The sequence below is a fragment of the Microbispora rosea genome, assembly GCF_900156315.1.
Classification (GTDB): Bacteria; Actinomycetota; Actinomycetes; order Streptosporangiales; family Streptosporangiaceae; genus Microbispora; species Microbispora rosea.
Window position 1 is genome coordinate 26,274 of the sequence record NZ_FTNI01000026.1, and the last position, 14,236, is coordinate 40,509.

The window sequence follows — 14,236 nt, forward strand, 5'->3', positions numbered from 1 at the left end:
CATTACGCTTTGACCGCCCGATGCAGGGCCACGATGCCGAGCGTGAGGTTGCGCCAGGCCACCTTCCGCCAGCCGGCCTTCTGAATGATTCCCGCCAGCGACTCCTGATCGGGCCACGCCCGAATCGACTCGGCGAGGTACTCGTACGAATCGGGGTTCGAGCTGACCATCCGGGCCACCGGCGGCAGCAGCTTCATCAGGTACTGCGAATAGACGAGGTCGAACGACTTCGGCGTCGGCCGGGAGAACTCGCAGATCACCAGCCTGCCACCCGAGCGGGTCACCCGCAGCATCTCGCGCAGCGCGTGCTCGGTGTCGGCCACGTTGCGCAGGCCGAAGGAGATCGTCACCGCGTCGAACGTCTCGTCGCGGAACGGCAGGCGCAGCGCGTCGCCCGCGACGAACGTCACCCCGCGCACGCCCCCGCCGTACAGGCCGGAGCCGCCGCGCCGCTCGACGCCGGTGCGGAGCATGCCCAGCGAGAAGTCGCACGCGATCGCCCGCGCCCCGAGCGCGGTGAACGCGTCGGTCGAGGTGCCGGTGCCCGCGGCGAGGTCGAGGACCAGCTCACCCGGCCCCGCGTCGATCGCCGCCGCCGTGGACTTCCGCCACAGGCGGTCCTGGCCGAGCGAGAGGACGTCGTTGACAAGGTCGTAGCGCCGGGCCGTGCGATCGAACATCGCGGCGACCTCGTGCGGCTGCTTGTCCAGCGATGCGCGCGTCATGCACGCAAGCCTAGGCCGCGAAGGGCGTGCCCCCTCATCGCCGCCACCGGATGAGCGGAACGTAGTTCATCGATTACGCTGCGTCTGCTAGAAATTGGGGAATGCGCGTCACCACCGCACTGCTCCCAGTCGCATCGCTCGTCACCTTTGCCGCCGTCGTCCCCACCGTCGCGGCGTCCGCGGGGACGCCACAGCCCCGCGTGGTCTCGGAGAACCCGGTCAACACCACTCCGCACGTGCTGGACGGCATCGTCAACGCGTTCGCGCTGGTCGGCCGCACCGTCGTCGTGGGCGGCGAGTTCAGCGCGGTCCGCGAGGCCCGGGGCGGGGAGGACCTGCCACGGTCGAACGTCTTCGCCTTCGACCTCTACACCGGGCGCGTCCTGCCCGACTTCGCGCCGGACCTCGATGGGCCCGTGGCCGCACTGGCCGCCGGTCCCGGCGACACGGTCTACGTGGGTGGCGCGTTCGGCGCTCCCTACCGCGGCCTGGTCCGCCTCAGCGTGGCCGACGGCGCTCCCGTCGAGGATTTCGCCGCCCCCGTCTACGGCGGAAAGGTCACCAGCCTCGTGCGGCTGGGCCAGGCGCTGTACGTCGGCGGCGACTTCAGCAGGGTCGGCCGCAGCCCGCGCACCGCGCTGGCCCGCGTGGACGCCGAGACCGGCGCGGTGGACCCCCGGTTCACCGTCACCCCCGGCGACGGGCGCCACGGCGATCCCGGGATCTACGCCATGGCGGCCGTCCGCGACCGCTTAGTGGTGGACGGCTCGTTCTCGACCCTGGACGGCCTGCGCCGCCCACAGCTCGGCGTGATCGACCTGACGACCGGGCGGGTGGCCGGCTGGCGCACCGAGGCGTACGCCCCGGCGTGCAAGCCGAACTTCCCGTCGTACGTGCGAGGGCTCGACCTGTCTCCGGACGGGCGCTACTTCGTGGTCGTCACGACGGGCGGGGCGGCGCGCGGCACCTCGAAGCTGTGCGACTCGGCCGCCAGGTTCGAGACGTACGCGAAGGGCGAGGCGGTCCGTCCGACCTGGGTGAACCGCACCGGGGGGGACTCCCTGTACGCGGTCGCGGTCTCGGGGTCCGCCGTCTACGTGGGCGGACACCAGCGCTGGCTGGACAACCCGAAGGGCGCCGACACGGCCGGCGCCGGAGCGGTCTCCCGGCCCGGCATCGGGGCGATCAACCCCGCCACGGGCAGGGCGCTGCGCTGGAACCCCACGCGGGAAAGGGGAATCGGGGTAAAGGCCTTCCTGACCGTAAAGACAGGTCTTTTGGTGGGAAGCGACACGACGGAGCTCGGGCATGAGTACCATGCCCGCGTCGGCATGTTCCCGGCGACCTAGTTCTTCCCCGCCTCCCGCCGTTTCGCGGCGATGCGCTCGCTCACCGCGTCGCGCTGTTTGGTCAGCAGCACGTAGCTGGCCAGGCCGCTGACCAGGACCGCGAGCAGGAGGAGTGGGAACGACCGCAGGCCGACGAGATACAGGACGCCGAGGGCCACAGCGAACAGGCCGAGGCGCGAAAGGGTGTAAACGACAACCGGATGCACAGCGTCGAGGTTACGTCACTCTCACGACGCGCCGGTCTCTCTTCGCATCTGCTGCGGGCACTGCTAGTGTTCACAACAAGGCGCTTTTGTAAAGAAACACCCATGAGCGCCCCAAAGAGGCTCTATCATATAACAATCGGGCACTGAGCCGGTAACAACCCGTGATCTTCTGCGAAAACCACGGATAAATCAGGCTTCGCTCGGCACACTGGTTACCTGTCCGCCCGCTGCAGGACGCGGGACGCGAGGGGGAGAGATTGTGGAGAGTAGCAGCGAGCGACTGCTGACTCCTGGAGAGGTTGCCGCTCTCTTCAGGGTCGACCCGAAGACCGTGACCCGTTGGGCCGCGGCCGGGCGTATCAGCAGCATCCGTACCCCCGGGGGGCACAGGCGATTCCGTGAATCGGAAGTGCACGCCCTCCTTCGCGGTGAGGACGTCTTCACGGCCGAACGGCCGAACGGCGACTCCCCGCGAGTCTGACGCAGTACCAGCACCGGGTGATCCTGCGCGCTACCCGGACGCCGCAGGGTCACCGGAGTCAGCCCCACCGTCGAGTCTGCGTCCCCGGCCTGTCCTGCTCCCTTGCCGGGAACGTCAGTCCTGCTCCGCCTTGAAGGCCAGGAACGCCTGCTCCAACGCGTCGTCACCCTCACGCCAGCGGCGCCGCCGCTCGGCGTCCTCCTCCTCGGTGATCGACTCCGCCAGCCAGCGTTCGTAGTCCGGTTCTCCCGGCGCGACCTCCACGTACGCGTTGCCGATGAGGCGCCCGTCATCGGTGGTGAGTGACCTGGGCACGCGCAGCGTGCCGTCGCCGAGCCGGATCACGTACATCCGAATCACCTAGATTCCGTAACGCCGGTTGAAGAAGAGCATGACGTTGAGGGCGGTCCTCGTGTCGCCGCCCAGCATGTCGACAAGGGCCGGACGCTGCCGGGACGCGATCGCCGCGAACGCGTCGGCGAAGAACTCCTTGCGCCCCAGGCCGCCGGGCTGCCGGTGGAACGACGACGCGAACAGCGGCAGGCACTCCTCGTAGAGCGCCGCGAACTCGGGAGAGTCCGAGACCCACTCTCCAGGACCGGCGTCCACGTCGTCCAGCGCGTGTCCGACTTCGTGCATCATCACGTCCGGCGTCGGCGACGGCCGGTCCCCCACCACGATCTTGCGGTCGCCGTACGCGCCGGCGCAGATGTCCCAGGTGGCCCGTCCCGACGGCAGCGGCGCGCCGCGCAGGTAGCCCATGTCGTCCAGGTCGGGCACCCCGCCGCGCCCGACATAGATGCCTTCGAGCCCGATGGCGAGCTTGGTCTTGAGTTGCTCGGGCAGGCTCGCCAGGCTGTCCACGGCCCGCACGGCGTCGGCCGAGGGCGGTCCTTCCGCGGCGTCCCACTCGCGGTGCAGGATGCGCTCCAGCGGCCCGCAGTGCCGCCTGCCGTCCCGCAGGTCGGGCGCGTCGGGAGAGTGGGGCGCGGCCCGCGTCGGGAGGTCGTCGAGCTCGAAGTCCTGCCAGATGTAGTGCGGCCGGTCGTCCACCACGGGCGCCGTCACGGTGTAGACCCGGTCCACCGGCTGCTCCGGCGGCCAGCCGGGCCAGTCGGCGCCCCACTGCGCCTCCCACTGAGCGCGCCGACCCTGCGAGCGTTCCGCGGACCGATCTGAGGGCCGGTCCTGGGTCCATTCCGCCATATGGTCGGCGGCTCGGTCGGAGACCCGGTCGGGAGGGCGTTCCGGGAGGTCACTACGGCGGTGGGAGGACCAATAGGGCCCTCGCTGCCACCACCGCGACCCCCGCCGGTGGCGGCCCCTGTCGCCCGGCTCCGCCATCGCACCCCTCGTCAGGCTCCGCGTTCCCGCCATGCCGTGTACCGGTCCACCGTACGATGCCGGACCGTCCCCGTCACCCCGATGGCCGACACGATCAGTCGCCGGTATGGCTTACCGTGTGGGCATGCCTAGCGTGATTATCGGCCTGGCGCTGCTTGCCCTCTGGCTTTACTGCCTGTTCGACGTGATCACGACCCCCGAGGAGGACGTCCGCAACCTCCCCAAGTTCATGTGGGTCCTCATCGTGATCTTCCTGGCGGACGTGGGCGCGCTGACCTGGCTCCTCGTGGGTCGCCCCCGTAGTGCCCGGCACGCCATGTACGCGGCGGGCGGCGGCGGGTGGGCCCAGAGCGGCGACATGCCCCGCGGCCCCGACGACGACCCCGAGTTCCTGCGCAGCCTGGAGCGGCGCCTGCGCGACGAGGACTGATTCCCCCTCAGGCGCCGCCCCTCCCCGGCCCGTCTTACTTGGGCACGTCGGCGTAGGAGTGCAGCCCCGAGAAGAAGATGTTGACGCCGATGAGGTTGAACAGCAGGCAGCCGAAGGCTACCAGCGAGACGATCATCGCAGCCTTGCCGCGCCACCCGGCCGTCGCCCGGGCGTGGAGATAGGCGGCGTAGACGACCCACGTGATGAACGCCCACACCTCCTTGGGGTCCCAGCCCCAGTAGCGGCCCCAGGCCCGGTCGGCCCACAGAGCGCCGGCGATGACGGCGAAGGTCCAGATCGGGAAGGAGATGACGATCGCGCGGTGCGCGACGCGCTCCAGGCCCTCCCTGCTCGGCAGCACCGACGGCCGCCCGTCCTTGCGGATCAGGTAGAGGATCGCGCAGACGCCCGCCAGGATGAACAGCCCGCTGGCCACGATCGCCGCCGTGACGTGGATCGCGATCCAGTACGAGTGCAGCGCGGGCATCACCGGCCCGGCCTGGACGTGCAGGAACAGCACGGCGAAGCCCAGCCCGAGTGCCGCGGTCACGGTCACGAACGCGCCGAGGAAGCGGATCGGCTGGCGGATCAGCAGCGCGAGGAACGCGGTGACGGCGGCGAAGCAGATGGCCACCACGAACTCGTACATGTTGGCCCACGGCCAGCGGCCGACGGCGACGCCGCGGGTGAGGATGCCGGCGAGGTTGCCGGCCCACGCGATCCAGGTGAGGACCACGCCGACGGTTCCGGCTCGGGCCGCCCACGCGGCCGGCTGCGGGCCTGACGCCTCCGCCGTCTCCTCGGGCAGGGCGGGACCGCCCGCGCCGACGAGCTGCCGCCGGCGTTCGGCCACGACCGTACGGGCCCGGCCGAAGGCGAGATCCAGCGCGTAGCAGATCATCGCGCCGAGATACAGCAGGACGGTGACCAGGATGAGCTGGTCGCTCAGCGTGGCGAGACTCTCATTGACCTCGGCGGGCATCACTCACTCCTCGTCCGGGCGGGCGCCCGGCGCAGTGTTTCCGGTGGGCGCGTCCGGCGCGACGTGCCCGGCGCTCCCGGGTTCGTCCGGCTCGCCGCTCTTGTCGCCGCCCTGGCCACCGGTGGGCGGGTCGTCGCCGGCCCGGTCGCCGGTGGGCGGGTCGCCGCGCAGGGCGGCGACGATCTCGGCGAACTCCTCGGCGAAGGCCGCGCCACCGCCTTCGGTGCGGGTCAATCCTCCCACCGTGACCGTCCCGTCCTTCACTCGCGCCCAGACGCGGCGGCGGCGGATCGTGAGGGACAGCACGAGCCCGATGACCGCGGCGGCCGCCGCAAGCAGGGCAGGCTCCCGGCCCGGGTCGTAGGTGATCTGGAGGCTGATCCACTCCTTGACGCCGGTGAACTCGATCTTCCCGGCGCCGTCGGCGAGCTCCTTGGTGTCGCCCACGTTGAGCGGGGTCGGCTGGGCCGACATCTTGCCGAGCGGCTTCAGGCTCGTGGTGTCGAGCTGGTACACCGACTGCGGCTGCCCCGACTTCAGGCCGAGGTCGCCGGCGAACGGGAAGACCTGCACGGTCGGGTTCGCGGCGCCCGGGAAGACGGACACCCAGGCGTCGCCGTTCGGCACGGTCGTGGGCAGGAAGCGCGCCAGGAACCCGAGCTGGGTCGGCTGGGCGTCCGGCACCTTGATCACGCACTCGGACGTGTACGTGGCCTGGTCGTCGGCCAGGCACGGCACCGGGCCGTCGTAGGCCACCTGGCCCTTGCCGTCGGTCACCCGGAACGTGGGGGCGTACCCGTGCCCGATCAGGTAGGTGAGGGTGCCGTTCACGTCGAGCGGGTCGTTGACCTTGAGGTCCACCTCGCGCGGCGCGGCCGTCGGCGAGTCCTGCACGGTGAGCTTGGCGAGGTAGTCGAGGGGCTGGCCCTGCTTCTCCCCGGCGGCCACGTAGCTCGCCTGGAAGTCCTTGAGGGTGAAGGAGAACGGCTCGAGCGACTCGGCGGTGACCCGGCTGCCGGGCATGAAGCGGTCGTAGGCCGCGACGGCGTTGGAGAAACCGTCGCCCTCGACCACCAGCACGTTTCCGCGATAGCCGAACAGACCTCCGGCGCCGACGGCGAACAGCAGCACGAGCAGCGCGACGTGGAACAGGAGGTTGCCGGTCTCGCGGAGGTAGCCCTTCTCGGCCGACACCCAGCCGTCGCCGGTGACCACCCGGAACCGCCTGCGCCTGAGCTCGGCGGCGGCCTGCTCCAGCGTGAGCCCGCCCTCGAACGCCTCGCTGTGCGGCAGGCGCAGGAGGTTGCGCGGCGCGGCGGGCGGGCGGCGCCGGATCTCCTTGAGATGCGCCAGCGCGCGTGGGAACACGCAGCCGGCCAGCGAGATGAACAGCAGCAGGTAGATCGCGGCGAACCAGGGTGAGCTGAAGACGTCGAACAGCCAGAACCGGTCGAGCCATTTCGCCTGGGTCGCGTTGTCCTTGAAATACTGCGCGACCCTGCCCGGATCGACGCTTCGCTGCGGGTAGATGGACCCGGGGACCGAGCCGAGCGCGAACAGGAACAGCAGGATCAGGGCCGTGCGCATCGAGGTGAGCGTGCGCCAGGTCCAGCGCGCCCAGCCGACCACGCCCAGGCCGACGGGCTTCGTCCGCTCCTGTGCCTGCTGCCCGGCCTGCTCCTGCCCGGCCTGCTCCTGCCCGGCCTGCTCCTGCTCGGCCTGCTCCTGTGCGGCGGACTCTTCGCGCACGGCCGAGGCGAGGTCGTCGGGGGCGCTCATCAGATCACCGGCCTGAAGCCGCCGACCCAGACCTGCAGGTGGACGATGATCTCCGACCACTGCCCGGTCACGAGCAGCACGCCGACGGCCACGAGCATCGCCCCGCCGACCTTGGTGATCAGCGGGGTGTGGCGGCGGACCGCCTTGAACGTGTGGAGCGCCTTGCGGTAGGCCAGCCCCGCCACCACGAACGGCAGGCCGAGGCCCAGCGCGTACGCGAAGGCGAGGGCGGCGCCGCGCATCGCGCTGCCCTGGTTCACCGAGAGCGTCATCACCACCGCCAGCGTCGGGCCGATGCACGGCGTCCAGCCGAGGCCGAACACGACCCCGAGCAGCGGGGCCGTCGCGATCCCGGCCGAGGGAAGCCGATGGATGCGCACGTCGCGCTGGAGGCCGGGGACGATGCCCACGAAGGCCAGCCCGAGGACGATCGTCACCACGCCGAGGACCCTGGTGATCACGTCGGCGTTGCCGTGCAGCGCCGCGCCGAGGCCGCCGAACAGCGCGCCCCCCAGCACGAACACGACCGCGAACCCCAGCACGAACAGCGCGCTGCCGAGCACCATCCGGCCGCGCTTCGGGTCTCCGCTCATACCCGTGACGTACGACAGGTAGCCGGGGACCAGCGGCAGCACGCACGGTGAGACGAACGACACGAGCCCCGCCGCCGCCGCGATCGGCGCGGCCAGCAGCAGCGACCCGGTCGCCACGGTGCTGCCGAGGTCACTCATCGGTCACCTTGGTGACGGCCGACAGCAGGTCGTCGTACTTGACCGCGCCGAGCGCACGGGCGGCGATGCGGCCCTGGGCGTCGATGATCAGCGTGGAGGGGATGGCGGCGGGCGGCACCGTGCCCTGGAACTGCAGCAGCACCTTGCCGCTCTGGTCGTAGATGCTCGGGTAGCCGGGCTCGATCGAGCGGTCGTACGCCTGGGCGGAGGCCTTGAGGTCCTTGAAGTTGACGCCGAGGAACTCCACGCCTTTGGACTTGCTGGTCGCCGCGATGTCCTTGAGCACGGGCGCCTCGGCCCGGCAGGGCGCGCACCAGGAGGCCCAGAAGTTCAGCACGTGGACCTTGCCCGCGGTGAGCGCAGCGGTGCCTCCGTCGAGGGTCTGCCCCTCGATCACGGGCGCCTTGTGACGCTGCGCGGCGGCGAAGAACTCGACACGGCCGTCCCCCGCGACGAAGCGCGTGTCGCCGGAGCGGGGCTGGGCCGCCTGGCCGCCCGCGCAGCCGGCGAGGGCCGTCGCGGCCACGGCCGCGGCGACGAGCGCGCTCAGGCGCTTGGCGGTGGCGCGGTCGGCTGTCAGGCGCTTGGCGGACACGGGAGGAGGATCTCCTTGTACTACAACCGGTAGAGCTGTAAGCCTACCGAGCGACGCGCGTGCCCCGTTCGCCGGGTCACACGCCGGGGACGGATCGCGGTCCGGGGGTCTCCTCGTCCTCCGAGCCCGGCCGAAGGGCCTCCGGGAGCGCGTCGTCGGCCTTGTCGAACAGCGCGGCCTCGCCCTGCAGCGGCGCGCCGGCCCTGAGCAGCGCCCCCGCGGGCTCGCTGTAGCCGACGCTGATGAGCCGGTTACCCTCGAAGGTCAGGCTGGTGAGGCTGGCGAGCGCGCACTGGCGGCGGCGGGGGTCGTGCCACAGCCGCCTGCCCTCGGCCGCCAGCCGGATGATCCAGATGGGCAGCTGGTGGCTGACGAGCAGTGCCTCGTGGCCGCGTGCCGCCGCGCGCGCGTCGTCCACGACCGCCTTCATGCGCGCCACGACCTGCGTGTACGGCTCGCCCCAGGACGGACGGAACGGGTTCCTGAAGTGGCGGTAGGAGCGGGGGTCGCGGAAGACGTTGTCGCTCCCGGCCATCCGCAGGCCCTCGAAGACGTTGCCGGCCTCGGTCAGCCGCTCGTCGGTCGCCACCTCCAGGCTCAGGGCCCGGGCGGACGGCGCCGCGGTCTCCTGGGCGCGCTCCATGGGCGAGCTCCACAGCGCGACGACGTCTCTGCCCTCGACGGCCTTGGCGACCACCTCGGCCATCCGGCGGCCGGTCTCGGACAGGTGGTAGCCCGGCAGCCTGCCGTACAGGACCCCACGGGGATTGTGAACCTCACCGTGCCGGAGCAGGTGAACGATGGTCATCTCTGTCATGACCTGGACAGCCTACCCGCCGGGCAGCTCGGAGCACGCGGGGCGCAGCGCGTCGGTGGCAGAACGCAGCGCGTCGGTGGCGGCGCGGATCGCGGGGCGGCGGGCGGCGTCGGTCCGCCAGACCGCGTAGATCCGCCGTACGGGCGGCGGCTGGACGGGCAGGACGGCGACGCCCTCGGGCAGCGGTCCCCTGCCCAGCCGGGGGATGAGCGCGCAGCCGTGGCCCTCGGCGACCAGCGCGAGGTGGGTGGGGTACTCGTCGGCCATGCAGACGATCCGCGGCTCCCGCTCCTCGGAACGAAACAGGAACACCAGGAAGTCGTGACACACCGTGCCGGGGGTCGAGCTGATCCAGTTGTCGCCGGCGAGGTCGCTCAGCCGCACCCGCTCGGCGTTCACCAGGGGGTGGTCGGCCGGCACGACGACGTCGGCCACGTCGTCGAGCAGGGTCGTGCGCGACAACCCTTCGGGCAGCGCCATCGGCCGGTTGAGCCAGTCCTGCAAGACGGCGAGGTCGAGGTCGCCGCGTACCAGCTCGCGGATCTGCCGCTCCGGCTCCCTCTCGTAGAGCAGCAGGTCGAGATCGGGATGCTGTCTCTTGAGCAAGGTCAGGGCACGCGGCACGATGCCCCGGGCCGCGGTGGGGAAGGCGGCCATGGTCAGCTTGCCGACCACCTCCCCGCGCAGCGCCTCGAAATCGGCCTCTGCCGTCTCCACGAGCGCGAGGATGCGCTCGGCATGCTCGGCGAGCAGCCCGGCGGCGTCGGTCAGCTTGACCCCGCGCCCGTTGCGCTCGATCAGGACGGCGCCGGTCTCCCGTTCGAGCTTCGCGAGCTGCTGGGAGATCGCCGAAGGGGTGACCATCAGCGCCTCGGCCGCCGCGCCCACGGAGCCGTAGACCGACACGGCGTGCAGTGCCTTCAACCGGTTCAGGTCCAACATGTAGCCAGTCTAAACCGTTCTGCTTAGAAAAACTTGTTTGCGCTCAACTGTTTAGCGATGCGACGATATAGCCATGCGAATCTTCAACAGACTCTTCACGAAGCCCATCCGTTCCGAGCAGACGTCCTATCTGGAGACCCTGGCGCGGCAGACGCGGCAGTCCCGCGACCACCGCCTCTCCTCGCGCTGATCCACTGATCCATGCGCCCCCGCCACCTGGCTCTCGCCGTCGCACTCGCCGCCGTCTGGGGCTTCAACTTCGTCGTCATGCAGACGGGTCTGAAGCACTATCCGCCGCTGACGTACGCCGCCCTCCGGTTCCTGCTGGCCGCCTTCCCCGCCGTGCTCGTCGCCGGAGGGCCACGCGTGCCCTGGCGGTGGGTGCTGGCCACCGGCGCGTCACTCGGCGTCGCCCAGTACGGCCTGCTGCTGCTCGGCATGCGTGCCGGCATGCCCGCCGGACTGACCTCCCTGGTCCTCCAGGTGCAGGCGGTCTTCACCGCGCTGTTCGCGACCACGCTGCTGGGCGAGCGCCTGGGGCGGCGCCGGATCATCGGTACTGCGGTGGCCTTCGGCGGCCTGGGCCTGATCGCGGCCGACGTGACCGCCAGGTCGGGGGCGATCCCCTTCGGCGCGTTCCTGCTGTGCGTCGGCGCGGCGGCCGGGTGGGGGCTCGGCAACCTCGCCACCCGCAGGGCCGCGCCGCCCGACTCCCTGCGGTTCATGGTCTGGGTGAGCGCGGTCTCGGCGCCGCCCCTGCTGGCGCTGGCCCTGGTGACCGAGGGGCCGTCCTCGCTGGGGTCGTTCACGGCCGAGGGCGTGGGCGCCGTGCTCTACACCGCGTTCCTGTCCACCCTCGGCGGGTTCGCCGTCTGGGGGTGGCTGCTGGCCCGCTACGACGCCTCGGTCGTCGCGCCGTACAGCCTGCTCGTGCCGGTCTTCGGCATCACCTCCGCCGCGCTGTTCACCGGCGAGCCGATCTCCCTCCTCACGGTCGCCGCCGGCGCCCTCATCCTCGCCGGCCTCCTGTTCGCCAACGCGCGCCCTCGTACGGTTCTCACGACACCCCCCGTGCCCGCCTCCCGCTGACCCTCGCCCTCGCATGCCGATCGGGAGACATGGGCAAGGGTCACGAGATTGAGTGGAACGGCTACCGTGTGTGACGTGGATGACACCGAAGTGCACGACGTGAGCAGCGCACTCGAGTACTGGCCGGCGCCGCCTCCCTGGGGGTGGAGCGCGGACGACCTCGATCATCTGCCTTCGAAGGGCCCGAACGGCGAGCCCGACTTCTTCAAACGCGTCGAGCTGATCGACGGAGCACTCGTCTTCATCTCCCCCCAGCGGCGATTCCACCAGAGCCTCATCCGCGGCCTGACAGAACGGCTCGACGCCGAGGCCCCATCGCATCTGTCAGCCGTCCAGCGGATGGACGTCAAGCTGGGGGAACGGACGCGCCCCCGCCCAGATGTGATGGTCATCGACGCCGAGGCCGCTGCGGACAATGCACGCACTTTTTACCAAGCGCGAGAGGTCCGTCTCGTGATCGAGATCGTCTCCCCCGAGTCGGTGGAGCGCGACCGCAAGCTCAAGCCCCTACGGTACGCGGAGGCGGGCATCCCGCACTTCTGGCGGGTGGAGGAGAGCGACGGCCGTCCCGTCGTCTACGTGTACGAACGGGACCCCGCCACGGGCGCGTACACGCCGACCGGGATCCACCACGGGCACCTGGCGGTGCAGGTGCCCTTCCCGTTCGAGGTGGATCTCGACCGGCTGGTGACGTGAGTCAGACCCCGGCGGCCTGGGCGGCGGCCTTGGCGGCCAGGGGCAGGGCCTCGGCCACCCGGGTCAGTGCCTCGTCGTCATGGGCCGCCGACAGGAACCACGCCTCGTATGCCGACGGCGGCAGGTAGACGCCCTGGTCGAGCATGCTGTGGAAGAACGCGCGGTACGCGTCGGTGTTCTGCGTCCGGGCCGAGTCGAAGTCGGTGACCGGGGTGTCCGTGAAGAAGATCGAGAAGAGGTTTCCGGCCCGCTGGAGCCGGTGCGGAACCCCGGCCGCGGCCAGCGCGTCGGAGGCGGCCCTGCCGATGACCAGCGCGGACGCGTCGATCCTGTCGTACGCGTCGTCGTCGCAGGCGCGCAGCGTGGCCAGCCCGGCCGCGCAGGCGAGCGGGTTGCCCGACAGCGTGCCGGCCTGGTAGACGGGCCCCTCGGGGGCGAGGGCGGCCATGACCTCCGCCCGCCCGCCGAACGCGGCGGCGGGCAGCCCGCCGCCCATGACCTTGCCGAACGTCATCAGGTCGGCCTCGACGGGGTCCAGGCCGTACCAGCCGGAGGCGGACACGCGGAACCCGGTCAGCACCTCGTCGATGATCAGCAACGCGCCGTGCTCGGTGCACAGCTCGCGCAGGCGCCGGTTGAAGCCGTCGGCCGGCGGCACGACGCCCATGTTCGCCGGGCACGCCTCGGTGATCACGCAGGCGATCTCGAACGTGCGGAACGCCTCCTCGACCGCCTCGACCGAGTTGTACGGCAGCACGATCGTGTCGGCCGCGGACGCTCCGGTGACGCCGGGAGTGTCGGGCAGGCCGAAGGTGACGACGCCGGACCCGGCCGAGGCCAGCAGCGCGTCCACGTGCCCGTGGTAGCAACCGGCGAACTTCACGACCTTCGCCCGCCCGGTGAAGCCGCGCGCCAGCCGTACGGCGGACATGGTGGCCTCGGTGCCGGAGCTGACCAGGCGGACCTTCTCGACCGGGGCGACCCGGGAGGCGATCTCCTCGGCGAGCAGGACCTCGCCCTCGGTCGCGGTGCCGAACGAGAAGCCGCGCGCGACGGCCTCCTCCAGGGCCTCCACGACGGCGGGGTGGCGGTGGCCGAGGATCATCGGGCCCCAGGAGCACACGAGGTCGACATAGCGGTTGCCGTCCACGTCGGTGATGTACGGCCCCTCGCCGGAGGCCATGAAACGGGGCGTGCCGCCCACGGCGCCGAAGGCGCGCACCGGCGAGTTGACGCCGCCGGGAACGATCCGGCGGGCGCGGTCGAACAGGTCCTCGGAGGTCTGCGTGCGAGTCACGCCCTCCAGATTACGGGCCCACCTCCGCGGGGCCCGTATCGGGAATCACTCGCAGAAGTCGGCGAGCAGGTCGAGCACGCGCAGCGGATCGGGCAGCGGACGCCCGTCGGGGGGCCTGATCCAGCCCAGGACCTCGCCCGAGGGCGTGGTGGACGGCGGCGCGAGCACGTAGCTGTCCCGGCAGTGCCAGCGCAGCCCCGGCGTGCTGTCGATCGTCTCGGGTCCCGCGTCCAGGCTGCAGGACCACCACTCGTCCTCGTCCTCGGGCGCCCCGCGCGTCGCCACGAAAAAAAGCACCCGGTCGCCGTTCTCGGCGACCGGGCCCGTGTCGAAGCCTGCGGCGTCCATCGCGGCCAGGGCGGGACGGCCCGCCGAGGCCGGTACGTCGAACACGTCGAACACCCTGCCGGTGGGCAGGATCACGTTCGCGTCCGGATCCTGTTTCCACCACCGCGTGAGCAGCGCCGTGTCCGTCGTGGCCTGCATCTGCCACGCGGGCGACAGCGGGTGCATGCCGGGGTCGGGACAGCCGACCCGGTCGCAGGAGCACGCCCTGCCTCCCTCGCTCAGCGGGTGAGCGCCCATACAGCTCGCCCAACCCAGCTGCGCGTACTCGAGCACCGACGTCATCTTCCGCGGCGCGTGATGCGCACGCCGTTTCGCGCGTCGGGCCAGCGGTACCCCCACCATGGCGCTCCTCCCCACAAGCGTCACGCCCGCTGCCCTCCTGCGTTACGCAAGATGCTCGCGGTACATGTACCTGATAATGCCTT

Annotated in this window: 17 protein-coding genes; 5 read left to right on the forward strand and 12 right to left on the reverse strand. The window is 71.2% G+C overall.

Translation table 11 applies throughout. The annotated features are described in order from the left end of the window. Positions 1-2: 2 nt before the first annotated feature. Positions 3-725, reverse strand: coding sequence for a demethylmenaquinone methyltransferase (locus BXA11_RS30175; RefSeq protein WP_030506852.1), 723 nt, complete (start codon positions 723-725; stop codon positions 3-5). A gap of 101 nt (positions 726-826) precedes the next feature. On the opposite strand from BXA11_RS30175, the gene BXA11_RS30180 reads away from it, so the two are divergent. Next, a complete protein-coding gene (locus BXA11_RS30180; RefSeq protein ID WP_076439978.1) occupies positions 827-2,074 on the forward strand; it encodes a hypothetical protein in 1,248 nt (415 codons plus the stop codon). On the opposite strand, the gene BXA11_RS30185 is transcribed toward BXA11_RS30180, so the two are convergent. Then, positions 2,071-2,280, reverse strand: coding sequence for a DUF4229 domain-containing protein (locus BXA11_RS30185; protein ID WP_030506850.1), 210 nt, complete (start codon positions 2,278-2,280; stop codon positions 2,071-2,073). The genes BXA11_RS30180 and BXA11_RS30185 overlap by 4 nt on opposite strands. Before the next feature lie 259 nt (positions 2,281-2,539). On the opposite strand from BXA11_RS30185, the gene BXA11_RS30190 reads away from it, so the two are divergent. Further along, positions 2,540-2,761, forward strand: coding sequence for a BldC family transcriptional regulator (locus tag BXA11_RS30190; protein ID WP_036405550.1), 222 nt, complete (start codon positions 2,540-2,542; stop codon positions 2,759-2,761). A 114-nt stretch (positions 2,762-2,875) separates the two neighbouring features. Here the strand turns inward: BXA11_RS30190 and BXA11_RS30195 are convergent, their stop codons facing one another. Both BXA11_RS30195 and BXA11_RS30200 read right to left on the reverse strand, forming a co-directional pair. Further along, positions 2,876-3,112, reverse strand: a complete 237-nt coding sequence (locus BXA11_RS30195) for a hypothetical protein (protein ID WP_030506849.1) — start codon at positions 3,110-3,112, stop codon at positions 2,876-2,878. A 9-nt stretch (positions 3,113-3,121) separates the two neighbouring features. Continuing rightward, entirely contained in the window at positions 3,122-3,847 is a 726-nt protein-coding gene (locus BXA11_RS30200; protein WP_076440110.1) for a hypothetical protein, read from the reverse strand. Positions 3,848-4,229: 382 nt separating this feature from the next. Here BXA11_RS30200 and BXA11_RS30205 point away from each other — a divergent pair, with 382 nt between their 5' ends. Further along, positions 4,230-4,535 (forward strand): PLD nuclease N-terminal domain-containing protein, encoded by a 306-nt coding sequence (locus BXA11_RS30205; protein ID WP_167769286.1) that lies wholly within the window; start codon positions 4,230-4,232, stop codon positions 4,533-4,535. 34 nt (positions 4,536-4,569) lie between these two features. On the opposite strand, the gene ccsB is transcribed toward BXA11_RS30205, so the two are convergent. From ccsB to BXA11_RS30235, 6 genes are all read right to left on the reverse strand, one after another. After that, positions 4,570-5,517 (reverse strand): c-type cytochrome biogenesis protein CcsB, encoded by a 948-nt coding sequence (gene ccsB, locus BXA11_RS30210; RefSeq protein WP_076440112.1) that lies wholly within the window; start codon positions 5,515-5,517, stop codon positions 4,570-4,572. Positions 5,518-5,520: 3 nt separating this feature from the next. After that, positions 5,521-7,296: a cytochrome c biogenesis protein ResB gene (gene resB / locus BXA11_RS30215; RefSeq protein ID WP_083744680.1), complete on the reverse strand. Its 1,776-nt coding sequence runs from the start codon at positions 7,294-7,296 to the stop codon at positions 5,521-5,523. Continuing rightward, a complete protein-coding gene (locus BXA11_RS30220; protein ID WP_076439981.1) occupies positions 7,296-8,027 on the reverse strand; it encodes a cytochrome c biogenesis CcdA family protein in 732 nt (243 codons plus the stop codon). The genes resB and BXA11_RS30220 overlap by 1 nt, the downstream gene beginning before the upstream one ends. Beyond that, positions 8,020-8,622, reverse strand: coding sequence for a TlpA family protein disulfide reductase (locus BXA11_RS30225; RefSeq protein ID WP_076439983.1), 603 nt, complete (start codon positions 8,620-8,622; stop codon positions 8,020-8,022). The genes BXA11_RS30220 and BXA11_RS30225 overlap by 8 nt, the downstream gene beginning before the upstream one ends. Positions 8,623-8,698: 76 nt before the next feature. Beyond that, a complete protein-coding gene (locus BXA11_RS30230; protein ID WP_083744681.1) occupies positions 8,699-9,439 on the reverse strand; it encodes a histidine phosphatase family protein in 741 nt (246 codons plus the stop codon). A gap of 12 nt (positions 9,440-9,451) precedes the next feature. Next, a complete protein-coding gene (locus tag BXA11_RS30235; protein WP_030506841.1) occupies positions 9,452-10,381 on the reverse strand; it encodes a LysR family transcriptional regulator in 930 nt (309 codons plus the stop codon). 201 nt (positions 10,382-10,582) lie between these two features. Between BXA11_RS30235 and BXA11_RS30240 the strand changes: the two genes are divergently transcribed. Together BXA11_RS30240 and BXA11_RS30245 are read left to right on the forward strand one after the other, a co-directional pair. Next, on the forward strand, positions 10,583-11,470 hold the full coding sequence (locus BXA11_RS30240; RefSeq protein WP_076439984.1) for an EamA family transporter: 888 nt from the start codon (positions 10,583-10,585) through the stop codon (positions 11,468-11,470). A gap of 75 nt (positions 11,471-11,545) precedes the next feature. Further along, positions 11,546-12,166, forward strand: coding sequence for a Uma2 family endonuclease (locus BXA11_RS30245; protein WP_239104853.1), 621 nt, complete (start codon positions 11,546-11,548; stop codon positions 12,164-12,166). Between the two features lies 1 nt (position 12,167). Here BXA11_RS30245 and hemL read toward each other — a convergent pair whose 3' ends face one another. Both hemL and BXA11_RS30255 read right to left on the reverse strand, forming a co-directional pair. After that, positions 12,168-13,463, reverse strand: coding sequence for a glutamate-1-semialdehyde 2,1-aminomutase (gene hemL / locus BXA11_RS30250; RefSeq protein WP_076439986.1), 1,296 nt, complete (start codon positions 13,461-13,463; stop codon positions 12,168-12,170). Positions 13,464-13,508: 45 nt separating this feature from the next. Then, positions 13,509-14,153, reverse strand: a complete 645-nt coding sequence (locus tag BXA11_RS30255) for a bifunctional DNA primase/polymerase (RefSeq protein ID WP_076439988.1) — start codon at positions 14,151-14,153, stop codon at positions 13,509-13,511. Positions 14,154-14,236 lie beyond the last annotated feature (83 nt).